20 protein-coding genes are annotated in these 23524 nt (G+C 44.6%); 12 read left to right on the forward strand and 8 right to left on the reverse strand.

The window, feature by feature from the left end:
• Positions 1 to 10: 10 nt before the first annotated feature.
• The 3 genes from rnhC (at position 11) to recD2 (ending at position 4072) form a co-directional block, all read left to right on the forward strand.
• Complete coding sequence (rnhC, locus tag K1J10_RS02350; RefSeq protein WP_223355746.1) at positions 11 to 901, forward strand: ribonuclease HIII; 891 nt, start codon at positions 11 to 13, stop codon at positions 899 to 901.
• Positions 902 to 904: 3 nt separating this feature from the next.
• Positions 905 to 1543 (forward strand): signal peptidase I, encoded by a 639-nt coding sequence (lepB, locus tag K1J10_RS02355; RefSeq protein ID WP_223355747.1) that lies wholly within the window; start codon positions 905 to 907, stop codon positions 1541 to 1543.
• Between the two features lie 93 nt (positions 1544 to 1636).
• Positions 1637 to 4072 carry an SF1B family DNA helicase RecD2 gene (recD2, locus tag K1J10_RS02360; protein WP_223355748.1) on the forward strand — a complete coding sequence of 812 codons (2436 nt, stop codon included), beginning with the start codon at positions 1637 to 1639 and terminating at the stop codon, positions 4070 to 4072.
• A 28-nt stretch (positions 4073 to 4100) separates the two neighbouring features.
• Here the strand turns inward: recD2 and dinB are convergent, their stop codons facing one another.
• Positions 4101 to 5213 (reverse strand): DNA polymerase IV, encoded by a 1113-nt coding sequence (gene dinB / locus K1J10_RS02365; protein ID WP_223355749.1) that lies wholly within the window; start codon positions 5211 to 5213, stop codon positions 4101 to 4103.
• A gap of 225 nt (positions 5214 to 5438) precedes the next feature.
• Here dinB and pflB point away from each other — a divergent pair, with 225 nt between their 5' ends.
• The 6 genes from pflB (at position 5439) to K1J10_RS02395 (ending at position 12092) form a co-directional block, all read left to right on the forward strand.
• A complete protein-coding gene (pflB, locus tag K1J10_RS02370) occupies positions 5439 to 7754 on the forward strand; it encodes a formate C-acetyltransferase (RefSeq protein ID WP_223355750.1) in 2316 nt (771 codons plus the stop codon).
• Positions 7755 to 7894: 140 nt separating this feature from the next.
• On the forward strand, positions 7895 to 8653 hold the full coding sequence (locus K1J10_RS02375) for a threonine/serine exporter family protein (RefSeq protein WP_048688400.1): 759 nt from the start codon (positions 7895 to 7897) through the stop codon (positions 8651 to 8653).
• A gap of 4 nt (positions 8654 to 8657) precedes the next feature.
• The gene (locus K1J10_RS02380; RefSeq protein WP_006595564.1) at positions 8658 to 9125 is read left to right on the forward strand and encodes a threonine/serine exporter family protein; all 468 of its coding nucleotides are present in this window, start codon (positions 8658 to 8660) and stop codon (positions 9123 to 9125) included.
• A gap of 107 nt (positions 9126 to 9232) precedes the next feature.
• A complete protein-coding gene (locus K1J10_RS02385) occupies positions 9233 to 9463 on the forward strand; it encodes a hypothetical protein (protein ID WP_156676983.1) in 231 nt (76 codons plus the stop codon).
• Between the two features lie 189 nt (positions 9464 to 9652).
• Positions 9653 to 10831 (forward strand): hydroxymethylglutaryl-CoA synthase, encoded by a 1179-nt coding sequence (locus tag K1J10_RS02390; RefSeq protein ID WP_223355751.1) that lies wholly within the window; start codon positions 9653 to 9655, stop codon positions 10829 to 10831.
• On the forward strand, positions 10824 to 12092 hold the full coding sequence (locus K1J10_RS02395) for a hydroxymethylglutaryl-CoA reductase, degradative (protein ID WP_223355752.1): 1269 nt from the start codon (positions 10824 to 10826) through the stop codon (positions 12090 to 12092). Before K1J10_RS02390 ends, K1J10_RS02395 begins: the two co-directional genes overlap by 8 nt.
• Positions 12093 to 12605: 513 nt before the next feature.
• On the opposite strand, the gene fni is transcribed toward K1J10_RS02395, so the two are convergent.
• The 7 genes from fni to K1J10_RS02430 all read right to left on the reverse strand — a co-directional run bounded on the left by fni (position 12606) and on the right by K1J10_RS02430 (position 19655).
• A complete protein-coding gene (gene fni, locus K1J10_RS02400; protein WP_223355753.1) occupies positions 12606 to 13622 on the reverse strand; it encodes a type 2 isopentenyl-diphosphate Delta-isomerase in 1017 nt (338 codons plus the stop codon).
• A complete protein-coding gene (locus K1J10_RS02405) occupies positions 13600 to 14625 on the reverse strand; it encodes a phosphomevalonate kinase (RefSeq protein ID WP_223355754.1) in 1026 nt (341 codons plus the stop codon). The genes fni and K1J10_RS02405 overlap by 23 nt, the downstream gene beginning before the upstream one ends.
• Complete coding sequence (mvaD, locus tag K1J10_RS02410) at positions 14615 to 15565, reverse strand: diphosphomevalonate decarboxylase (protein WP_223355755.1); 951 nt, start codon at positions 15563 to 15565, stop codon at positions 14615 to 14617. Before mvaD ends, K1J10_RS02405 begins: the two co-directional genes overlap by 11 nt.
• The gene (gene mvk / locus K1J10_RS02415) at positions 15547 to 16425 is read right to left on the reverse strand and encodes a mevalonate kinase (protein WP_223355756.1); all 879 of its coding nucleotides are present in this window, start codon (positions 16423 to 16425) and stop codon (positions 15547 to 15549) included. Before mvk ends, mvaD begins: the two co-directional genes overlap by 19 nt.
• A gap of 120 nt (positions 16426 to 16545) precedes the next feature.
• Positions 16546 to 17499, reverse strand: a complete 954-nt coding sequence (locus tag K1J10_RS02420; RefSeq protein ID WP_223355757.1) for a serine hydrolase domain-containing protein — start codon at positions 17497 to 17499, stop codon at positions 16546 to 16548.
• Positions 17500 to 17534: 35 nt separating this feature from the next.
• Positions 17535 to 18269: a CppA family protein gene (locus K1J10_RS02425; RefSeq protein WP_223355758.1), complete on the reverse strand. Its 735-nt coding sequence runs from the start codon at positions 18267 to 18269 to the stop codon at positions 17535 to 17537.
• A 105-nt stretch (positions 18270 to 18374) separates the two neighbouring features.
• Positions 18375 to 19655 (reverse strand): DUF308 domain-containing protein, encoded by a 1281-nt coding sequence (locus K1J10_RS02430; protein ID WP_223355759.1) that lies wholly within the window; start codon positions 19653 to 19655, stop codon positions 18375 to 18377.
• Between the two features lie 101 nt (positions 19656 to 19756).
• On the opposite strand from K1J10_RS02430, the gene K1J10_RS02435 reads away from it, so the two are divergent.
• The 3 genes from K1J10_RS02435 to K1J10_RS02445 all read left to right on the forward strand — a co-directional run bounded on the left by K1J10_RS02435 (position 19757) and on the right by K1J10_RS02445 (position 23346).
• Entirely contained in the window at positions 19757 to 22036 is a 2280-nt protein-coding gene (locus K1J10_RS02435) for a Xaa-Pro dipeptidyl-peptidase (protein WP_156676978.1), read from the forward strand.
• 112 nt (positions 22037 to 22148) lie between these two features.
• Positions 22149 to 22664 (forward strand): DUF536 domain-containing protein, encoded by a 516-nt coding sequence (locus tag K1J10_RS02440; protein ID WP_048690819.1) that lies wholly within the window; start codon positions 22149 to 22151, stop codon positions 22662 to 22664.
• 88 nt (positions 22665 to 22752) lie between these two features.
• On the forward strand, positions 22753 to 23346 hold the full coding sequence (locus tag K1J10_RS02445) for a 3'-5' exonuclease (protein ID WP_061564416.1): 594 nt from the start codon (positions 22753 to 22755) through the stop codon (positions 23344 to 23346).
• Positions 23347 to 23524 lie beyond the last annotated feature (178 nt).

The following is a 23524-nucleotide window of genomic DNA, read 5'->3' on the forward strand; positions in this document are numbered from 1 at the left end:
AATAAGGGCTATGGAAACAATTACATTGTCCCCTCAAAACGAGGACATCCAAGCATTTGTTCGTCAGTACCAAGACCACCTGGCACCTTCAAAAAATCCATATATCCGTTATTTTTTCAAGGCACCTGGTGCAACCATTTCGATTTACACATCAGGAAAGGTTGTCCTACAAGGTAGTCAGGCGACGCGCTATGCTGCCTTCTTCGGTTACCAACAAGATTCGATAGACCAAGCAAGCCCAGGACAAGACTTTCCCTTAATCGGAACGGATGAAGTCGGAAACGGCTCTTACTTTGGAGGGCTTGCCGTCGTAGCTTCACTGGTCAGCCCGGAACAACATGCCCGCTTAAAAAGTCTAGGAGTTGGGGATTCTAAGACCTTAGATGATCAAAAAATTCGAGCTCTCGCAACGATCCTCAAAAAAGAAATCCCGCATCAGGCCTTACTGCTGACACCTAAAAAATACAATCAGGTCATCGCCTCTGGCTACAATGCGGTATCTGTCAAGGTTGCTCTTCACAATCAAGCCATTTTTTTGCTCTTGCAACAAGGGGCAAAAGCTCAAAAGATTGTAGTCGATGCATTTACGACCAAGAAAAACTATGATCGCTATGTTCAAGCAGAAGCGAATCAGGTCCCACAAGTCGTCACCCTAGAAGAGAAGGCCGAAGGAAAATACTTGGCAGTAGCTGTGAGTTCCATTATTGCCCGTGACCTCTTCCTCCAAAATCTGGAAGATTTGAGTCAAGAACTCGGCTATACCCTTCCTAGTGGAGCTGGTACGCCCTCAGATAAGGTAGCTGCTCAACTATTACAGGCCTATGGCATTCAAGCCCTTGACTACAGTGCCAAACTTCATTTTAAAAATACAGAAAAAGCAAAAAAATTGATAGAAAGATAAAGCATGAAACATTCAAAAAAATCAACTAATCCAGTCCGTTCTTTCCTGAAAGAATGGGCGCTCTTCGGCCTCATTATTGGAGTCATTATTCTCTCTCGTATTTATCTGTGGACGCCTGTCCGTGTCGATGGCCATTCTATGGATCCGACCTTGGCAGACAGTGAATACCTTCTCGTTATCAATAAACTGCCTATCGACCGTTTTGATATCGTAGTTGCTAGTGAAACAGAGAATGGAAAGACCAAAGAAATTGTCAAGCGGGTTATCGGTCTTCCAGGTGACACCATTCAATACGAGAACGATACCCTCTATATCAACGGAAAGAAGACAGATGAACCTTACTTGAAGGAATACATCAAGAAGTTTAAAGAAGATAAATTACAGTCCACCTACACTGGAAAAGGGTTTGAAGAAAATGGAGAGCTCTTCCGCCAAATGGCACAGATAGCCGAAGCTTTCACCGTTGATAAAGATGGAAGTGCGACCTTCACGAAAAAGCTCTTGGATGATGAGTATCTACTCCTTGGTGATGATCGAATCGTTTCAAAAGATAGCCGCCAGGTGGGGGCTTTCAAAAAGGAACAAATCAAAGGGGAAGCTGTCCTTCGCCTCTGGCCGCTCCTTCCATTCCAGACGTATTAACCCATGATGAGGTTGGGACTCTTGTTCCAATCTCTTTCAATATCTTCATGAGAGATAAGCTCTCTCAGACTTTTACTTAAAAGGAAACTCTGCATGGAATACTATTTCTCAGGAACCATTGAGCGGGTCATTTTTGAAAATCAAAGTAGTTTTTTCCGTATCTTATTGTTGGATATCAATGATACAGATGCAGAGGACTATGATGACTTTGAAATTATCGTTACTGGAACGATGGCAGATATCGTCGAAGGGGAAGATTATACCTTCTGGGGAGAGCTGGTCCATCATCCGAAATATGGCCAACAGTTGCAAATGAATCGCTATGAACGAGCCAAACCCACTAGCAAAGGCTTGGTGAAATACTTTTCTAGCGATCATTTTAAAGGGATCGGACTCAAAACGGCCCAAAAAATCGTGGATCTCTATGGTGAGGATACCATTGATAAAATTCTGCAAGCACCTGAAAAGCTAGCCTCTATCTCCGGACTTTCTAAAAAGAATCGCGAGGCCTTTGTCGAAAAACTACAGCTCAACTATGGTACGGAACGAGTCCTCGCCCAACTTGCTAACTATGGCATCCCTAATAAACTAGCCTTCCAAATCCAAGATTTCTACAAGGAAGAAACCTTGCAAATCGTCGAATCGGCTCCGTATCAACTGGTCGAAGATATTCAAGGAATGGGCTTTAAGATTGCTGACCAATTAGCAGAAGAATTAGGGATAGCCAGTGATGCACCTGAACGCTTTCGAGCTGGACTGGTCCATAGTCTTTTAACCCTCTCCTTAGAAACAGGGGACACCTACGTCGAAGCCAAAGAATTGCTCCAGGCCACCATCCAACTCTTAGAAGCTTCTCGTCCAGTCGAGCTCGATCCAGCCAGCATCGCCCAAGAATTGGCCAGTCTCATCGAAGAAGACAAGGTGCAAAACATTGACACCAAGATTTTCAACAACAGCCTCTTCTTTGCGGAAGAAGGGATCCGAAGCCATATCGGTCGCCTGCTAGAAAAAGGAAAGCAAGAATCTTTCGACCCAGAAAAAATCGAACAAACGATTGATGACATTGAAGATGAACTCCACATTCACTACGACCCCATCCAACGGAAGGCTATCCAAGAAGCCATCCAGCAAAAGGTCTTTGTCCTTACAGGTGGACCAGGAACGGGGAAAACAACTGTTATCAATGGGATCATCGGGACCTATGCCCGCCTGCACCAATTGGACCTTCGCAAGAAATCTCAATTACCAATCCTCTTAGCTGCTCCAACTGGTCGAGCAGCCCGTCGAATGAGTGAACTGACGGGCCTTCCGAGCGCCACCATTCATCGTCACTTAGGAATGACGGGAGACGACGACACGAGTCACTTGGACGATTATCTCGATGCGGATTTTATCATTGTCGATGAATTCTCTATGGTGGATACTTGGCTGGCCAATCAGCTTCTCAGCAACATCTCCTCCAATACCAAACTCTTAATCGTTGGTGATGCGGATCAACTCCCTTCTGTGAGTCCTGGACAAGTCCTGTCCGATCTCCTACAGATTCCCAGCATCCCTCAAGTCAAACTGGAACACATCTTCCGTCAAAGTGAGGATTCGACCATCGTCACTTTGGCCAGTCAGATTCGCAAAGGCCAACTGCCTCCTGATTTCACAGAGAAAAAACCTGATCGTTCCTACTTTGAAGCGCCGAGTGAGCTCATCGCTCCCATGATTGAAAAAATCACCAGCGCTGCCCTTCGCAACGGCATTCCGGCTCGAGACATCCAGGTCCTCGCTCCGATGTATCGAGGTTCTGCAGGTATTGATCAAATAAACAGTCTCATGCAAGAGCTTCTCAATCCATTAGAAACAGATGCTCTATTCTTTCAATCACTGGACTGCCAGTATCGAAATGGTGACAAGGTCATCCACCTGGTCAATGATGCCGAAAGCAATGTCTTTAACGGAGATATTGGTTACATTACCGACCTTTTGCCAGCTAAGTATACCGAATCCAAGCAAGATGAACTCACCATCCAATTTGATGGCAATGAATTGGTCTACCCCCGCAATGAATGGTACAAGATTCGCCTGGCCTATGCCATGAGTATCCACAAATCACAGGGAAGCGAATTTCCTGTGGTCATCCTTCCTCTGACCAATCAGAGTCGGCGCATGCTCCAACGCAATCTGATCTACACGGCCATCACCCGTTCCAAAAGCAAGCTCATTCTCCTAGGAGAATACACCGCATTTGACTTTGCGACAAAGAATACTGGAACTGCTCGCAAAACCTATCTGATTGAGCGTTTTTCAGATGGGCTTCCTCAAAACTCTGACTCTTCTTCATCCAGCACTGAAAACCTGAAAGAGTCTGCTAAAAAAGCTGAGCCCCAAAGGGAGCCTGTCTCAATTGAAAACCACTCTGACTCACCTGCTTCCCAACCTTCTCAACAAGGCTATCATTTGACAGAGGACAATTACTTGACTATTGATCCCATGATCGGCCTCACAGAGGAAGAAATTCAACAGTTCTTCAAAAACTAATTAAAAATTCCCCGTAGGTCAAGTATACCTACGGGGTTTCTTCTATTAGAGATCCTTCATGAGATTCCTGAGACTCGGAAGAAAAATTAGTGAGGGTCACCCCTAAAAGGCGAATACCTGAGGGATTACTCTCTAGGCTCTGATAGAGCTCCTGGGCCAGTCTCTGAATGACTTCTGGGTCTCTGGTTGCTTCCTCTAAACTTCGTCTCTTGGTCAAGGTCGTAAAATCGGCATAACGAATCTTGAGCACCAAGGTCTTACCAATTTTCTGATGCTTGGCCAAACTGTTCGCTACCTTTTCAGATAGGTTGGCTAGTTCTTTTAGCACATCATCCTCGGCCACCAGCAATTTTCGATAGGTGCGTTCCTTCCCAATGGACTTGCGAATGCGATTGCTCTTGACTGGACTGTTATGGATCCCCCGAGCCTTTCGATAGAGATCAAAACCAAAGCGACCAAAGTGATCGATGAGAGTCATTTCCGGCACTTCTAAGAGATCTGCACCTGTATAAATTCCCAAATCATGAAGTCGCTCCACTGTCCGTTTCCCCACACCATGAAACTTAGCTACATCCAGCTGACTTAAAAAGCCTTGAGCTTGCTCGGGTAAAATGACGGTCAGTCCCCGAGGCTTCTGGTAATCACTGGCAATTTTTGCTAGAAACTTATTGTAGGAAACTCCGGCAGAAGCAGTCAAATGCAACTCATTCCAAATATCATGCTGAATCAAGCGAGCTACCTTGACAGCAGATTGAAGACCAAGCTTATTGTTGGTCACATCCAGATAGGCTTCATCAATGCTCATGGGCTCAATCAGATCGGTATAACGTTTAAATATTTCTCTGACTTGGAGACCGACAGCCTGGTACTTCTCGTAGTTGCCAGAGATGAAAACTGCCTGAGGACACCGTTCATAGGCCTCTTTGGAACTCATAGCCGAATGGACACCATATTTTCTGGCTTCGTAATTGCAAGTCGACACCACTCCTCTTCCGCCAGACAAACGGGGATCATGGCCAATAATGACAGGCTTTCCCTTCAATTCAGGATGGTCGCGCTCTTCAACGGACGCAAAAAAGGCATCCATATCGATATGAATGATTTTACGGCTCGTATCATTTACTAAAGGAAATATGAGCATGGGCAACCTCCTCTTTCATTATATCCCTATCACCGATTTTTTCCTACTAATTTTTACTTCTCCCAAGGCAAAAATATAATACAGTTTATCCATATATTCCCTTCTGTATTATAAAAGAATCCAAAATCTTTTTGCCATTCCCTTTGTGAAACCGATTTCTATGTGGTATACTACTATTGTAAGTGCAACAGATTTGTTGCTAGAAAGATATAAGAGGATTTAAACATGGTTGTTAAAACAGTTGTTGAAGCACAAGACATTTTTGACAAAGCCTGGGAAGGCTTCCAAGGGGAAGACTGGAAAGAAAGAGCCAGCGTCTCACGCTTTGTACAAGCTAACTACACTCCTTATGATGGAGATGAAAGCTTCCTAGCTGGACCAACTGAACGTTCTCTTCACATCAAAAAGATTGTTGAAGAAACAAAAGCGCACTACGAAGAAACTCGTTTCCCATACGATACTCGTCCAACATCTATCGCTGATATTGCAGCTGGATACATCGACAAAGAAAACGAACTCATCTTCGGTATCCAAAACGATGAGTTGTTCAAATTGAACTTCATGCCTCGTGGTGGTATCCGTATGGCGGAAACTACTTTGAAAGAAAATGGATATGAGCCAGATCCAGCTGTGCATGAAATCTTCACTAAATATGTAACAACAGTTAACGACGGTATCTTCCGTGCTTATACTACAAACATCCGTCGTGCACGTCACGCTCACACTGTAACTGGTCTTCCAGATGCTTACTCACGTGGACGTATCATCGGGGTTTATGCTCGTTTGGCCCTTTACGGAGCTGACTACTTGATGGCTGAAAAAGCAAACGACTGGAACGCGATTACTGAAATCGATGAAGAATCAATCCGTCTTCGTGAAGAAGTAAACCTTCAATACCAAGCACTTCAAGAAGTTGTTAAATTGGGTGACCTTTATGGTGTAGACGTACGTCGTCCTGCCTTCGATACAAAAGAAGCAATCCAATGGACAAACATCGCCTTCATGGCTGTCTGCCGTGTGATCAACGGTGCTGCTACTTCTCTTGGACGTGTGCCAATCGTTTTGGATATCTACGCTGAACGTGACTTGGCTCGTGGTACTTACACTGAGTCTGAAATCCAAGAATTCGTTGACGATTTCGTTATGAAACTTCGTACAGTTAAATTTGCTCGTACAAAAGCTTACGACCAATTGTATTCAGGTGACCCAACCTTCATCACAACTTCTATGGCTGGTATGGGTAACGACGGACGTCACCGTGTTACTAAGATGGACTACCGTTTCTTGAACACTTTGGACAACATCGGTAACTCTCCAGAACCAAACTTGACAGTTCTTTGGACTGACAAATTGCCATACAGCTTCCGTCGCTACTGTATGCACATGAGCCACAAACACTCTTCTATCCAATACGAAGGTGTTACAACAATGGCTAAAGACGGATACGGTGAAATGAGCTGTATTTCATGTTGTGTATCTCCACTTGACCCAGAAAACGAAGAACAACGCCACAACATCCAGTACTTCGGTGCTCGTGTAAACGTTCTTAAAGCTCTTCTTACTGGTTTGAACGGTGGTTACGACGACGTTCATAAAGACTACAAAGTATTTGACATCGATCCTATCCGTGACGAAGTTCTTGAATTCGAATCAGTTAAAGCAAACTTCGAAAAATCACTTGACTGGTTGACTGACACTTACGTAGATGCTTTGAACATCATCCACTACATGACTGATAAGTACAACTACGAAGCAGTTCAAATGGCCTTCTTGCCAACTCACCAACGCGCAAACATGGGATTCGGTATCTGTGGTTTCGCTAACACTGTTGATACCTTGTCAGCAATCAAATACGCTACTGTTAAACCAATCCGTGACGAAGATGGCTACATCTACGATTACGAAACAATCGGTGAATACCCACGTTGGGGTGAAGATGACCCACGTTCTAACGAATTGGCAGAATGGTTGATCGAAGCTTACACTACTCGTCTTCGCAGCCACAAACTTTACAAGAACGCTGAAGCAACTGTGTCACTTCTTACCATCACTTCTAACGTTGCTTACTCTAAACAAACTGGTAACTCACCAGTCCACAAAGGGGTATTCCTCAACGAAGATGGTTCTGTGAACACAAGCAAATTGGAATTCTTCTCACCAGGTGCTAACCCATCTAACAAAGCTAAAGGTGGATGGTTGCAAAACTTGAACTCACTTGCTAGCCTTGACTTTGGTTACGCAGCTGACGGTATCTCACTCACTACTCAAGTGTCACCTCGTGCTCTTGGTAAAACTCGTGACGAACAAGTAGACAACTTGGTAACTATCCTTGATGGATACTTCGAAAACGGTGGACAACACGTTAACTTGAACGTTATGGACTTGTCAGACGTTTACGAAAAGATCATGAGCGGTGAAGATGTTATCGTACGTATCTCTGGATACTGTGTAAACACTAAATACCTCACTCCAGAACAAAAAACTGAATTGACACAACGTGTCTTCCACGAAGTTCTTTCTATGGATGATGCCTTGAGCTAAGATTCAAATAGATTTTTCAAACCAGTCGGAAACGGCTGGTTTTTTCTTGTCCTGTCTTGACTAAATCCGTGGTAACACTAGTACAAATCAGTGAAATTTTGATATAATGGAGACAATCTATTAACAGAACAGGAAGAACAATGGAAGCGTCTAAAGATATGGACCGCGTGATTGACGTCCTCATGTTGGCAGGAACCCTCCTTTTAGAGAGTGGTTCTGAAATCCATCGGGTGGAGGATACCATGATCCGGATTGCTCATTCTCAAGGAATCGATGATTGCAATGCCTTAGCGATGCCAGTCGCTATTTTCTTTTCAATCGAAAATGCCAATATCACGCGGATGAAGCGGATCCTGCGGACCAATTACAATATCGAGAAGGTCTGTGATGTCAATCAGATTTCTCGCCAATTAGTCTCTGGGCACATCAATCTCGAAGAAGCCTACCAAGCCTTGATCCAATTGAAGCAGAAGGCAGTGCCTTATACCAATCTACAGTTAACCATTGCGGCTACTCTAAGTGCTCCTTTTTTCTCCATTATGTTTGGCGGGAATTTTTATGATGCGATAGGAGCAGGTATTGCGACTGTCTTTGCCTATGCTTTCTCTCTAGTAGTTGAGAAATACGTGCGCATCCCTTTTGCCACTGCTTTTGCGGCAGCCTTTGTCTTTGGCTTTTTGGCCCATATTTGGGCCCGCTATAGTGGTTTTCCTTCCAATACCGATCTCATTATTGCGGGTTGTGTCATGCCTTTCGTTCCTGGGATTGCCATGACCAATGCCGTCAGGGATCTGATGAACAACCACCTCAACTCTGGGATGAGTAAACTCTTTGAAACCCTGCTCATTACCCTTGCCCTTGGTGCCGGAACGACCGTCGCTCTTGTCCTTATGAAATAGAATCATGAATCTAATCGAATTTTTAATCCAAGCCGTGGCGAGTTTGATTGCCATCATTACCTTTTTAATCGTCCTCAACGTGCAACGTTCCATGTTAATCCCTGGAGGAATTTTAGGGATGGCTATTTGGTTGCTCTACTATATCTTGAAAGGACCTACCAATGTTATTATCGCGACTTTTATCGCCGCCATTGTCGGTTCTTGTATCAGTCAAATTTTAAGTATCATCTACAAGACGCCTGTCGTTGTCTTTATGCTGGCTATTCTCGCTCCCCTGGTTCCTGGATATATTTCCTATCGGACTACCTCCTTCTTTGTTAGTGGCCAATATCGGCAAGCCATGACCAGTGTAACCTTGGTTGTTATTCTAGCCTTGGTCATCTCTATCGGGATGGCTAGCGGCTCTGTCGTCTTGAAACTCTACCATTCTTACCAACGCCATCAAAAAAGAAAAATGACCAATGCCAACTAGCATTGGTTTTTCAAAACTTATCTATGTAATCGCTTGCATTTTTGATTAAAAGGAGTACAATGATAGTGAAAAAAACAAATCCTTTAAAGTATGTGAGGTACTGTACGATGGTAAACAAGTATATCAAGTATCTTCCTTGGGTGATTCTAGGAGCCTTCTCCTCCTATCTATCAGCGACTTACTATGCCCGCAATTCATTTGACTTGTTCTATCTGACCTTGATCTTTCTGATTGCGGACATCGCTATACTCGTCTTCTACGAAAAAGTTCTAAGAGACAAATGCAAAGAACTCTTCATACGAATCATGAGCAATCCTAAAAAAGATAAGCAAGCATAAGAGTTGAAAAGCCATCTAAGGATGGCTTTTTTGTTTTTCGCCCTCTTTTTTTCAAAAAATCCTCTTGCAAAACTCGGTCCTAAGAATGATTTCCATTCTGTTCTGGCTTTTTCAAGGGAGTTTTGCTCTCAAATATGGTAAAATAGTAACGAAATATACTAGTAGATATCAAATTAAAAGAGGTTATTTATGACAATCGGTATTGATAAGATTGGATTTGCGACCAGCCAGTATGTCTTGCGCTTAAGTGAGCTAGCGGCTGCTCGAAAAACTGATCCAGAAAAACTCAGTAAAGGGCTCTTATTGAAAGAACTGAGTATTGCCCCTATTACAGAGGATATCGTCACACTTGGAGCAAGTGCCAGCCATAGTATTTTAACCGAAGAAGAAAAAGAAGAAATCGATATGGTCATCTTAGCGACCGAGTCAGGAATTGATCAGAGTAAGGCTGCTGCTGTTTTCGTTCACGGTCTCCTAAGAATCCAACCCTTTGCTCGGAGCTTTGAAATGAAGGAAGCCTGCTATGCTGCAACGGCCGCTTTGGACTATGCTAAACTTCATGTTGAAAAGTTCCCACAGAGCAAGGTCTTGGTCATTGCCAGCGATATTGCAAAATATGGGATCGACACCCCTGGAGAACCGACTCAAGGAGCTGGATCTGTCGCTATGCTGGTGACGCAGAACCCACGTATCCTAGCATTTAATGATGATAATGTAGCTCAGACCCGTGATGTGATGGATTTCTGGCGTCCCAACTATTCAAGCACACCCTTTGTCAATGGGATTTATTCGACCCAACAGTACTTGGATTGCTTGAAAACAACTTGGACAGAGTATCAAAAACGAACTGGCTTAACCTTGGATGATTTTGCGGCGGTCTGCTTCCACTTGCCTTATCCCAAGCTCGCTCTAAAGGGCTTAAAAAAGATTCTTGACAAGAGTCTTTCTCCTGAGAAACAAGCCCAATTGCAATACAATTTTGAACAATCCATTCTCTACAGCCAAAAGGTTGGGAATATCTATACGGGTTCCCTCTTCCTAGGTTTGCTTTCTCTCTTAGAGAATCAGCCTCAACTAGTGGCTGGCGATCGCATCGCCCTCTATGGATATGGAAGTGGTGCAGTCGCTGAGATTTTTAGTGCTCACTTGGTCGAAGGATATGAGCGAATGCTCCATCCAAATCGTATGGCAGAATTGGATCAGCGAAAAGCTCTTACGATTGCCGAATATGAGAAGATCTTCTTCGAAGAGGCACAATTAGATGCTGAAGGCAATCAAACCTTCCAAGGTTACCAAGATCAAACTTATGCCTTATCAGAAATCAACGAACACCAACGAACCTATGTAAAGGTAGAACACCATGGTTAAATTAACTGGTTTTTCAAAAGCAAGTCCAGCAGAGCGCATCGAGAAACTGGTTCAGGCCGGACTCCTCTCAGAAGAAGGTCTACAAACAGTAAGGGACAATGACACATTGCCCCTTTCTCTTGCCAATGAAATGGTCGAAAACGTCCTCGGCACCTTGGCTTTACCCTTTGGTCTGGCTCCTGGCTTCCAGGTAGATGGTCAGGAAATCCAAGTCCCAATGGTGACGGAAGAACCCTCTGTCATCGCTGCTGCTTCTTACGCTGCTGGACTAATCAAGCGCTCAGGTGGGTTTCAGACCCAGGTTCACAAGCGTCAAATGATCGGTCAAGTAGCTCTTTATGACGTTAGCCATAAAGAAAAGGCCAGTCAGGCGATTGCAGAAGCTAAAGAAGAACTGCTCCAACTGGCCAATCAAGCCTATCCTTCCATCGTTAAACGGGGAGGTGGGGCACGAGATCTCTGGACAGAGGTGAAAGGTGACTTTCTCATTTGCTACCTATCCGTTGATCCAAAAGAGGCCATGGGGGCTAATATGCTCAACACTATGTTGGAAGCCCTGGTCGACCCTTTAGAAGATTTATCCGAGGGGCAAGGATTAATGGCTATTCTATCTAACTTAGCTACAGATGCCCTGGTCACGGCAAGCTGTCACATAGACTACCGCTTCCTCAGTCGCGATCCCAAAGAAGCTGCCGAAATCGCTCAGAAAATAGCTCTGGCCAGTCAATTAGCGGCTGTTGATCCTTATCGAGCAGCGACTCACAACAAGGGAATTTTCAATGGCATCGATGCTGTCGTCTTGGCAACTGGGAATGATTGGCGGGCGATTGAAGCGGGTGGCCATACCTATGCTAGTCGATCTGGACAAGCTCAAGGACTATCTAATTGGATAGCTCATCCAGATCAGCAAGTCCTAAAAGGCCAGCTGACCCTTCCCATGCCTATCGCTACCAAGGGAGGCTCCATCGGACTCAATCCAAGTGTCCAAGTGGCTCATGACCTACTTGGAAATCCCGACGCCCAAACTCTTGCGCGGATCATTGTTTCCGTTGGCCTGGCTCAAAACTTTGCAGCGCTTAAGGCCTTGGTCAGCACCGGTATTCAGCATGGGCATATGAAACTCCAAGCTAAGTCACTTGCCCTACTTGCTGGCGCTAGTCCGTCAGAGGTAGCTCCGGTGGTCCAAGCCCTGCTAGAAGACAAACCCTTTAACCTGGAAAAAGCCCAAGCTATATTAGAGAACATTCGTCAAAGCAATTAAAAAATCCCTCCGTTCACACGGAGGGATTTTTTAATGCAGACAAACTATTATTTTTTTATAAAACAGCTGGATGATTTTCAAAAAATAACTTTCATTTTTTAGTCATTTAAGAAGATGAAAAACTTTACGCCGTGAGAAAAGTGCCTGAAACAACTGTGTTTCAGGCACTCGGGAGTTTTGAGAGTAAAACAGTTTGGGAAACTGTTTTAGCCTGAGCCCGGAAATTAAAGAGCGAGGGGGGTTCAAAACTAATTGAACACGGGCTGCGGATTGTGTCAAAAAGATAAGTTCTCCTAGAATCTAAAGATTCTGCGTCAAACTTCCTATTTTGACTTTATCCGCAAACGCCCTTCGTATCTTAATTAGTCATGGAACTTCCTGGATTGCTGAAATCATCCACTGGATAATTTCACCTAACGTCCGTACTCACCTAAGGAAAGTTTCTAAAATTACTTTATCTTCAATCTGAAATCCTTCCGTTTACACGGAGGGATTTTTGCTAGTTTCCTAAAGTTAATCATGAATAGAGGAGATTTGTTCGTATCCTTCTTTTACGCGGCCATAAAGAAGGTAGGGAACCTTTCTCAAATCGGCAAGTGTCTGACAAGAAAGAGCACACATGATCAGGCGTAAATCCTCTTTCCAAGCATTGACTTGGGCGATGACCTTTTCAATCGGCTGTGTCTCTACCAATTCTAAAATGGTCCGAGAAAGACCGACCCCCTTGGCTCCTAGAACCAGTGCCTTGATCATATCCAAAGGATGACGAACGCCACCAGAGGCGAGAACCTCGACCTGATCCATCAATGGTTGAGCTCCAAGCAAGGCTTGAACCGTTGTTTGTCCCCAGTCATTGAGATAGGAACGATTGCCTCCTCGACGGTTTTCGATATAGGCAAAACTGGTCCCGCCTCTACCAGAAATATCAACGGTCCTGACACCTAGTTCGATGGCTCTTTGGATAGTTCTGGCGTCCATACCAAAACCGACCTCTTTTAGCACCAACGGCACTGGTAGTTGCTTTGCATAGTCTGCTAAATGGTCTTGCCAGTTTCTAAAGCTTCGTTCCCCTTCGGGCATGAGAAGCTCCTGCATGAGGTTGACATGCAGTTGGAGAAAGAGAGGCTGGGTCTCCTCAATGGTCTGTAAGCCCAGTTCAAGCGTTTTGTCAATCCCGATATTGGTCGCAAAGAGAAGGTCCGGATAAAGGTCCTTGACTCGATAGGAGCTGTCCTGGGGATCCTTTAAAGCTGCACTATAGGAACCCGTCACAAAGAGAATGCCACAGGCTTCTGCCACCTGAGCCAATTTTCGATTGATTTCTCCTCCCTTGGCACTACCACCTGTCATGGCATTGATATAAAAAGGGTAGTCCCAGTCACGGCCTGCAAAATGGGTCGTCACATCCACCTGATCTAAATCGATAGTTGGTAAAGAGGAATGAATCAACTCAACCTCATCAAAGCTATTGTAACCCGGAGTTTGCTCCAAGGCCAAGCGAATATGTTCATCCTTTCGGTTGGTCGTCATACTCTCCCATCCTTTCTGCATATAATAAATCAATCCCTGCTTTTTGCCAGCGTCTGACGATTTCTTGGGCAGCAGCCTCATCAAATGCGAGGGCGATCCCACAATCTCCTCCTCCAGCGCCACTGGATTTTGCAATGGCCTCTAGTCCCTCTTCTGCCCTCTTTAATTGGGCCAATTTTTTGGTATAAATCACCTCATTGAGAGATCGAAGTAAATCACTAGCCCGACTGATAGAAGACCAGGCCAAGTCTCGGTCTGCATCTTGAAAGGCCACTAAAAGGTCTTGTACAGCCTGCTCCGTCCCCTCTAAGAAGACAGAATCAATAGCTGAACGAACCTGGTTAATCAAGTCTCTTGAAATAGCAGGTTCCTGGGTCCAGCCCACCAAGAAAGTATAGGACAACTGAGGAGCAAGAGGGTGGATTTCATATCCCCAATCCAGGGCTAAGATTTGGTTTAAATCCTGATCTTGTAATTGCTGAGCCAGTGCCCGTCGGTCAAAAGAGCGGTAGCTAACCAAGTCTTCATAGGCAATACAAGCTAGGTCTCCCATAGAGCCATTGTCTCCACGCTGAATCAAGACCAAACAGGCCAAACGAAAGAGCAAATCTGCTGACAGGGGAAAATCGTAAAGAGCTGCCATGGCTTTGAGGGTCAACAAGACCACACTGCCACTAGAGCCAATTCCGAATTTCTTACCCTCTCGCTCAAATTTCCCCCCAATACATAAATCAAAGGGAGCAAGTGCCACTCCTTGTGACTGGAGGTAGGCATTCATCAGATGCACGGTTTCTTGGATCAGGGCATAGTCTGCCTGCGGAGTCAAATCAACCGCAAAGGAAAACATGTCCGACTGAACCCGATAAGTAGATGCTGGTTGGATTTCTGCCTGCATGTAAATGGGAATAAACTGAATAATGGCTGTTTGTCCCGGGGTTAGGATAGAATATTCCCCAGCGATATACAGCTTCCCACCTGCTTGAACTGCTTTCTTATTCTTCATGGGTTAGATCCTTGGTCTTGGAAACAATGATACGATAGTCTTGTTCAAAAAGTGGAACCAACTCTTCCAGATCCTCTTCTAGACAGAGGACTTTTACATTCGGTCCTGCATCCATGGTGAAGTAGCACCGTTTTCCTTCGTTACGAAGAGAGCGCACGAAATCCATGGCCTCGTAGCTTTTTTCCGTCAAATAGGAGAAGGCTGGGCTAGCAGTCTTGGTTGTAGAATGCATGAGAAGAGCATTCCGTTCGGTCAATTCCCCTACTTTTTCAAAGTCATTGTCCTTCAGGTATGCCAGCATATCTTGGTAATCCTGAGCTGACTGGCGAATCCATTCTTGGAAATTGCTAGAGGTTTCCGTGCACCGTTTCATCCCTTCCCGACTAGAAAGAATCTTTTGCTGGTCATTTAACACCAACATAATCATAGCCAGTTTGAGATCTGTTTCCACCTGGTAGATCGCTCCGGTATCCTTGTCCCAAGCCGCTAAAGGGCCAAAGAAAGAACGGGAAGACGAACCGGAGGCAAACTTAGCCACTTGAGCTTGTTCTGCCTGCGTCATCCCCAGTTGGTAATAGCGATTGCAGGCTTTTACTAAGGCAGATAGACCACTGGAACTAGAAGAAAGTCCTGCAGCTGTCGGCATGTTGTTGCTGGTATCAACCCGCACAAAGCCTGTTTCCCCTTCTGGTTTAAAGCGGTCGATGACTGCTCCAATCTTGGCCTGCTCCGCTTCATTTTGGAAGACCCCATCAATATAGAAGGCATGGGCCTTGGCCTCAGGACCTAAAGGACTGAGGCGCGTCTCTGTATACATATTTTCCAAGGTCAAGGAAATGGAACTAGTTGATGGCACCATGGCTTCACTGTTTTCCTTGCCCCAATACTTAATAATGGCGATATTGGCATACGATTTTACACTTACAGGCTTTCGATCCATAACTCCTTCACTCCTTTATTTCTTAGTTCTTTTGCGATGATTTCTGCTTGTTCCTGGTCTGCAGCAAGGGCAATGATACAGCCACCGAGCCCACCACCGCTCATTTTGGCTCCCAAGGCTCCACTAGCTAAGGCTAGTTCCACCAGTTGATCGGCTTCTGGACAACTCACTCCCACTGCCTGCAAATGATGATGGCAGTCTGTTAAGATACGTCCCAAGGTGGGAGCATCTTTTTGAGCAAGGGCTTTTTCTGCTTGCTCGGTAAGAAGCCCGATTTCATGGAAACTAGCAAGTGCCGCTGTTCCCAAGTCCTTGACTTTCTGAATGGCTTCTTTGGTATGTCCATGGATACCTGTATCTGCAATGACCAGCTTGGCACCCAAATCAACTTCTAACTCACTAAAACCGACATTGCGAATGAATTTAATCGGCTGATCACTTAGGCAAGTCTTGGCATCCAGCCCACTTGGATTCATATGGGCAATCATTTCTGCTCGATTAACCAAGATTTCCAAGGTTTCTTGACTCAAATCTCGCTTGAAGTAATCAAAGACCGCCCGAATTGCCGCGATACTGACAGCAGCCGAGGATCCCATCCCCCGCTGAGCTGGAATCATGGAGTCAATCCTGCAAGCGATGGCCGCATCCTCGATCCCCAAATACTCTAAGGAAGCATAGACTGCCATCGATAAGCTGTCATTCTCAAAAAGGACCCACGGACGCTCCGCAGGTACAATCTGACAAGTGACCTGAATGTGAAGGAGGGGCAGGGCAATGGCTGGATAGCCATAAACAACCGCATGCTCTCCTATTAAAATAATCTTGCTATGTGCCTGGCCGACACCTATCGATTTCGTCATACGTCTCTCAGTTATCTTCATTCTTTTCTGCTATAGATTGCTAGATACAATCTTCTCTCCTTCCATTTTAATATAAAAAAAGGAAAAAAGCGATGGCTAAACCACGCTTCTTTCTCCGTCTTAGGAAGGATTTTTGCCGGTCCCCTCCATTTCTGTTTTGATGAGCTCCATGAGTTGATTCCGATCTATAATCCATTGGGCCCGCTCATCTTTTTCATAGGTCCGATTGGATAGGAAAATAGCTGCCAATTGGAGCTTGCGGTTATAGAGAAGGAAGGTTCCTGTATAACCTGTATGGTCCAGCCAGTCTCCTTCCAGGTTCCAGGCCAGAGAGCGCGTCTTCCCTTCCTCTAAGGCATAGTTCTGGGAGAGGATTTCTGAAAAAGGATCCTGTAAGTAGTGCTCCAAGAATATTTCCATATCTTTAATAGTTGAAAACAGACCAGCACTTCCGGCATGGACTCCCAGTACACGCGCTTTCGGATCATGGACGACACCAGCTGGAACGCCACGAAGGGTTGGCACCGCTTGAGAAACCGGGCCAAAAGTAGTCTCCTTCATTTGCCAAGGTGCAAAGACTTGCTCCTGAAAAATCTGGGCCAAATCCTGACCATACCACTTCTCCAGAAGAAAGCCCAACAAAAGAAAATTGACATCTGTATAGTGGAACTGGCGATTGTCCTTGAGCTTCAAACGGTGCAGGGCTTCTTTTAGTCCTTTAGCATCCAAGTCATCTCGTCCGGGGATGAAAGGATCCAGCCCAGAAGTATGGGTCAAGAGCTGACGGATGGTCACCTCTGCCTGCTCCATATCCGGATAGTAGGAAGCTAAGGGGCGATCGATATCGATTTGCCCTTGTTGGACCAGAAAAGCAAGAACCGTACCAACTCCGACGACCTTACTCACACTGGCCAAATCATAGGTCAAGCCGGCTACAACTGGCTCTTGCTTGGCTGGATCAGCCAGTCCCAAGTAATACTCCTGCCAGCTTCCCTTCTGATAGAGCGCAAGAGAGGCACCTGGGTAGATGCCTGCTCCTATTTGCTCTTGAATTTTTTGGATGATTTTTTCCATTTTTCTTCACTCATTTCAATCAGCCAAAGACTTGCTTAAGCTTCGAACCACCATTCAATCTTGCTTGGATCCTCAACCAAGACAAATTGTTGCCTTTTTGGTACAAAAGTTACCTGATCTCCAAAGCAGGAGGCTACTTCACTTGCTACAAATGGCTCTAGAATGACCTTGACCTGACAAAGGTCCCAAGTCTGTCCATTTGCTAGTGTGAGGTCCGGACCATCTGATGCTTCTAAGTCTAAATACTCTTCTAAGCCAGGTAGTTGTTGATAGAAAGCTGTAGAAGTCTCTACATTAGGTACACGAAGCACCATCTTTTCTACGAAAAACTCCGTCAAGGTTGTAAACTCTTCATTCGCTTGAAAATCTGGAGCTTCCTCAATTTCAGTTAAACTGTCCACTTGCTCTTCCGCATGGAGCAAGATACGATCTCCTTCTGGCGAAAGGGCTTCAAAGGCATAGCCATTTTTTCCTTTGAAGAGGCGATCAACTTGATGCCCCCGAGCCAGAAGCCACTCAATTTCTTGTGGGTTGGTCACGCGAATCTTTAAGCAAGCCAGGCGTTTTGGACCCTCCACCTTGCGGGTTCTCATACTAGGGGATTCCTCTAAATAGAGGCGATCTGTCTTCGATTGATCTCCAAGGGATAATAAAGCCCCATCTTCCAACAGGGTTTTCATTCCTAAGACCTTTTCAAAAAATTCTTGATTGACATTTCGATTGTTTGTTTTTAATACAGGTGAAATACTACTAATCTTATTTATGCACATAATTCCTCCAAGTCTTTTATATTTTAAAAGATTTTCTTTTTTTTTACAAGAAATCTTGTGCAAAAAAGACAGATTTCTCAAAATTTTGAATCTGTCTTTCTTTACTTAATATACTGTTCGTGTATGGACCCGCCCGTTTGGAGCTTCAAATTCGTATTCTAAGTAATCCTGATAGGTCCCTGGTGCAATCACTCCACGCACATCTAATACAGCCGTTCCCGCCTGTCCCACAATGGAATCTGCTAACAGGCAGCAATTCGTAGATAGAATAAAATAAGATTTAAAACGCGAAGAAGTAAATTTATATAATTCAGCCCCTAAATCATATTTCAATTTGTAAGCGTAGGTCGGCTGACCATCTTCCTGTAACCTCCTAGGTGGATCCCAAGGTTCTAACAACTGATCAATTTCAGCTAGACGCTTCTCCACTGCCTGACTCTCTTCTTCGGTAAGGGATAGGCTGTAGCCAAACAGCGTCTTGTGACTCTCTCTTTTACATAGTTCGATATATGGTTCCTTATCCACTTTAAACAGTACGCCATCCCCAATCGTCCCAAACAGACGCTCTGAAAAGGGATCGTAACTTCCGTAAGAAATGACCTTCCCCTGATAAAAAATATCTACATGCCCAATCGCTCCAAATAAGTTGCTGTCAGAAGTATGAACCAAAATTTCTAATTCCCTTGCCTCTTCTTCTTTTTTCACCAGCCGATAGGGGCCTGTGTGTCCCGCCGAGCTCCCTTTTTGAAGAAACTGGTTAAACCGTTTTAACTCCTCAGCTGGGATAAAGGCTGCAAAGATAACCGGTAGGCTAATACGAAAGCGACGTTTTAACTCTTGGCCTTGTTGGTCTTTGTCAAATAAAATACCATCTCGAATATTAGAAATCCCCAACAAGACCAGATAAGCCCCCAAGAGGATAAATTGGAAGTGTCCATCTGAACCTGGTCCCAAGACACTTGCTAGACCAATCCCACCGTTTAAAAGCGCATCCCATAAATAGAGCCAGCCTCCTTTTACCCGATTGGCCTTATAAAGCCAAAATGTAATCCCATAGACAATGGCAGTCCCCAACTGATATGCCCCTAAACAAATCACAACTAAGTTTACGGGCAGACTACTCAATCGATTCAGCCAGCTCAAAGCAAGTGAAAGAAAAATAAACCAAATAGAGTGGCTATAGGAAATAGACTTGCGACGCAACATAAAGCGAAGAAGAAAGCTTCCTAGTCCATCGACTAAAAAGTAAACAGCTAATAGATCCAAGGAAAATTTGGTGAAACCAACGCCGTTTCGAAAAATGAGGATCCCAAAAATGACGGCAAGAACCCCAAACAATAAAGTCCGTCTTCTTGCAACTTCTTCAACAGATAATGTTCTCACCATGACACCCTCCTTCAGAGATGAAAGGTCTTTAGACAAATACTATTTTATCAAGTATAATATAAGAAGTAAAGAAACAGTGAAGCTGATAAAAGGAGCATCCTATGAAATTCAATCAATATAGCTATCTACCAGTCGACCAAGCAGACATTCTAAAGGAACTGAAAGAAATCGGGTTTGACCTTCCCCTTCATCTTACAGAGAAAGAACTGTTTGAATGGTTTGTTCGCAAGGTTTATTTCACCTACAAAAATACAGATTATCCTCTCTCTAACCTAGTGGCGGATGCTGAAACAGATCTCCTGAGCTATTTCCAATCTGACCGCGAATGGTCTCCAAATATTTTCTACACAGTGGCCCTCCAATTGCTCGGTTTCCGCTATTTTATTGACTTTGAAAATACGGACAGCTTCTTAAAAGAAGTCCAAATTCCGATTGAGTATGGAAACTTGGTTGAGAACCTCTATCACCTCCTCAATACTCGAACAGTCAAAGGGAATTTACTAATTGAGCAGTTGGTCAGCGATGGCTTGATCCCCGAGGACAATCGCTACCACTTTTTCAACGGAAAAAGTCTAGCTACCTTTAACTGCCATGATGTAATCCGTGAAGTGGTCTATGTGGAGAGTCGAGTTGATAGCGACCAGGATGGTCTTCCAGATTTGGTCAAGGTCAATATTATTCGCCCACGCTATGAAGGAAAAATCCCAGCCGTCATGACTGCCAGCCCTTATCACCAAGGAACCAATGACAAGGCTAGCGACAAGGCTCTCTATAATATGAATGTGGACCTCGAGGTCAAAGAACCTCATACCATCCAAGTAGAAGAACCTCAATTAGAATTGGTGGATCCTGTCGGTTCAGCTCAACTAGTCTCTGAGGCTGAAGAAACCCTCACTCATATCAACTCCAGTTATACCCTCAATGACTACCTTCTCGCTCGTGGTTTTGCCAATCTCTACGTCTCCGGTTTAGGGACCAAGGACTCTCAAGGCTTGATGACCAATGGAGATTACCGTCAAATCGAGGCCTATAAAAATGTTATCGACTGGCTCAACGGCCGTTGCCGGGCCTTTACAGACCACAGTCGCCAACGCCAAGTCAAGGCCGATTGGTCTAACGGCAAAGTTGCTACGACGGGCTTGTCCTACCTAGGGACCATGTCCAATGGACTGGCTACCACCGGTGTCGATGGCCTAGAAGTTATCATCGCAGAAGCCGGTATCTCTTCTTGGTACAACTACTATCGGGAAAACGGACTCGTGACGAGTCCTGGCGGCTATCCTGGAGAGGATTTTGATTCGCTTGCTGAGTTGACTTATTCACGTGCCCTTCGGGCTGGAGACTATCTCCGCCACCATGCAGCCCATGTCGCTGATTTGGAAGAGGTTAAGAAGCAATTGGATCGCAAAACAGGGGACTACAACCAATTCTGGCATGACCGCAACTATCTCCTTCAGGCAGACAAAGTCAAGGCAGAGGTCGTCTTCACCCATGGTTCCCAAGACTGGAATGTCAAGCCCCTCCATGTATACCAAATGTTCCAAGCCCTTCCAGCCAACATCAAGAAACACCTCTTCTATCACAATGGAGCCCATGTCTATCTCAACAACTGGCAGTCCATTGACTTCCGTGAGAGTATGAATGCCCTCCTCTCTAAAAAATTACTGGGCTATGATTCAAGCTATGAATTGCCAACCGTCATCTGGCAGGACAATACAGGGGAACAAAGTTGGACTTCCTTGGAAGACTTTGGCAATCAAACAGCCCAGCGGACCTTCCCACTGGGAGATGGTGAGAGAGTCATCCAAAACCGCTATGCGACAGAAGATTATGAGCGCTATGGCAAAGCCTATCCAACCTTCCTAACTGATCTTTACCAAGATAAGGCCCAACAGGTGACCATCGATCTTCCGATCGCAGAAGACTTACACCTCAACGGAAAAGCTCGCCTTCACCTGCGGCTCCAATCTAGCACAAACAAAGGCTTGCTCTCAGCCCAACTCATGGAGCTAGGAAGCAAGAAATATCTCCAACCCTATCCAGCTGTCCTATCCGTCCGCACCCTTGATAACGGTCGCTACCATATGCTAGACAATTTGACCGAGTTGCCATTTAAGGAAGCCGGTCAACGGGTGATTACAAAGGGCTATCTCAACCTTCAAAACCGTCATGATCTCTTACAAGTCGAACCTGTAACCCCAGGGGAATGGATGGAATTCGACTTTGAACTCCAACCAACCATCTACAAGCTGGAAAAAGGGACTACTCTTCGTCTTGTCCTTTATACAACCGACTTCGAGATCACTGTCCGCGACCAAACGGACTACCAACTCACCATTGATCTGGCTAACTCCAGATTAACCCTTCCTAAGATGGATTAAGGAATTTCATGCTTTTTCCTTGTCGTCCCTTCCCTTGCTTGATTTGACAGCCTTGCCTACTTATGATAATATCTAAGAGAGTATTTCATAGAAAAAGAGTTTAGAGGATATTATGGCTATCGAAAAAACAGTCAGCGAAATTGCTGAAATTCTAGGAGTTAGTCGCCAAGCGGTCAACAACCGTGTCAAGGCCCTAGATCCTGAAGATACAGAAAAAAATGATAAGGGAGTTACCGTCGTAACCCGTAGTGGCTTGATCAAGCTAGAAGAGATCTACAAAAAAACCATCTTTGAAGACGAACCCGTCAGCGATGATGTGAAACAGCGTGAATTGATGGAAATTTTGGTAGATGAAAAAAATGCCGAAATCGTCCGTCTCTACGAACAACTAAAAGCAAAAGACGACCAGCTAAAATCCAAAGATGAGCAATTAGCTAAAAAGGATGAGCAGTTGCGTGTCAAAGATGTTCAGATTGCTGAAAAAGACAAACAGCTCGACCAACAACAACAGCTAACCCTTCAGGCTATGAATGACCGTGAAACATTGAAATTAGAATTAGATCAAGCCAATGAAAAGGTTCAAGAACAAGAGAGTAAAGGCTTCTGGAGACGCGTCTTTGGTCGCTAAAAACTGACTTCGGTCAGTTTTTTCTATGCCTTTGCCTCCCCTCAATAATTAGAAAATCCAAAAACACCCAATAGATGAAGGAGTTCCCTTGAAAGAATTAAGCCACTATGTCTCCTTTGATTTAGAATTTAATCAATTTGAAGGAAAGTACCACATTATCCAAGTTTCTGCTGTCCGCTTTGCAGATGGCCAAGAAGTTGCCCACTATGATTCCTATGCCTATACGGATAAACCACTAAAGAGCTTTATCAATGGCCTCACCGGGATCACATCTGATAAAATCCTCCAAGCTCCCCCACTCGAGCAAGTCCTAGCGGAGTTCCGAGATTTTGTTGCAGATAGTCCCCTCATTGGATACAATGCCATCAAGAGTGACCTCCCTATCCTAGCGGAAAATGGGCTAGAGTTCACAGACCAATATGCTGTTGATGTCTTTGAAGAAGCTTCTAAACGCCGCCCTTCTGACCTCCATGGGATTAAAAACTTGCAGCTCCATACAGTTGCTCAGTTTTTAGGAGTAGCTGGAAAATCGCATGATAGTCTAGAAGATGCCCGGATGACTGCTCTTGTTTATGAAGCCTTTCTCGAATCAGACCGGGCCCGGCAACTCCTAACCGAACAAGAATCCTTTTCTACCTCTCCTTTTGGTGGATTGGACCTCTCCAATTTTTTTAACGACTAAAAAAACCTCTATCGATGATAGAGGTTTTTGAATATAGATAAACTAGTGTTTTACATAAAACAGCTAGATGACTTTCAAAAAATGACTTATATTTTTTAGTCGATAAATTGTAAAATATAGTGCAACAAAAAAACTCATAGCGTTTCATTGGGGTAAACTGTAAGTATTCACACAAACA

The sequence above is a fragment of the Streptococcus australis genome, assembly GCF_019930045.1.
Classification (GTDB): Bacteria; Bacillota; Bacilli; order Lactobacillales; family Streptococcaceae; genus Streptococcus; species Streptococcus australis_D.

Coding starts and splice junctions, on each gene's coding strand:
- rnhC (WP_223355746.1), top strand. CDS start 11: ATGGAAACAATTACATTGTCCCCTCAAAACGAGGACATCCAAGCATTT.
- lepB (WP_223355747.1), top strand. CDS start 905: ATGAAACATTCAAAAAAATCAACTAATCCAGTCCGTTCTTTCCTGAAA.
- recD2 (WP_223355748.1), top strand. CDS start 1,637: ATGGAATACTATTTCTCAGGAACCATTGAGCGGGTCATTTTTGAAAAT.
- dinB (WP_223355749.1), bottom strand. CDS start 5,213: ATGCTCATATTTCCTTTAGTAAATGATACGAGCCGTAAAATCATTCAT.
- pflB (WP_223355750.1), top strand. CDS start 5,439: ATGGTTGTTAAAACAGTTGTTGAAGCACAAGACATTTTTGACAAAGCC.
- K1J10_RS02375 (WP_048688400.1), top strand. CDS start 7,895: ATGGAAGCGTCTAAAGATATGGACCGCGTGATTGACGTCCTCATGTTG.
- K1J10_RS02380 (WP_006595564.1), top strand. CDS start 8,658: ATGAATCTAATCGAATTTTTAATCCAAGCCGTGGCGAGTTTGATTGCC.
- K1J10_RS02385 (WP_156676983.1), top strand. CDS start 9,233: ATGGTAAACAAGTATATCAAGTATCTTCCTTGGGTGATTCTAGGAGCC.
- K1J10_RS02390 (WP_223355751.1), top strand. CDS start 9,653: ATGACAATCGGTATTGATAAGATTGGATTTGCGACCAGCCAGTATGTC.
- K1J10_RS02395 (WP_223355752.1), top strand. CDS start 10,824: ATGGTTAAATTAACTGGTTTTTCAAAAGCAAGTCCAGCAGAGCGCATC.
- fni (WP_223355753.1), bottom strand. CDS start 13,622: ATGACGACCAACCGAAAGGATGAACATATTCGCTTGGCCTTGGAGCAA.
- K1J10_RS02405 (WP_223355754.1), bottom strand. CDS start 14,625: ATGAAGAATAAGAAAGCAGTTCAAGCAGGTGGGAAGCTGTATATCGCT.
- mvaD (WP_223355755.1), bottom strand. CDS start 15,565: ATGGATCGAAAGCCTGTAAGTGTAAAATCGTATGCCAATATCGCCATT.
- mvk (WP_223355756.1), bottom strand. CDS start 16,425: ATGACGAAATCGATAGGTGTCGGCCAGGCACATAGCAAGATTATTTTA.
- K1J10_RS02420 (WP_223355757.1), bottom strand. CDS start 17,499: ATGGAAAAAATCATCCAAAAAATTCAAGAGCAAATAGGAGCAGGCATC.
- K1J10_RS02425 (WP_223355758.1), bottom strand. CDS start 18,269: ATGTGCATAAATAAGATTAGTAGTATTTCACCTGTATTAAAAACAAAC.
- K1J10_RS02430 (WP_223355759.1), bottom strand. CDS start 19,655: ATGGTGAGAACATTATCTGTTGAAGAAGTTGCAAGAAGACGGACTTTA.
- K1J10_RS02435 (WP_156676978.1), top strand. CDS start 19,757: ATGAAATTCAATCAATATAGCTATCTACCAGTCGACCAAGCAGACATT.
- K1J10_RS02440 (WP_048690819.1), top strand. CDS start 22,149: ATGGCTATCGAAAAAACAGTCAGCGAAATTGCTGAAATTCTAGGAGTT.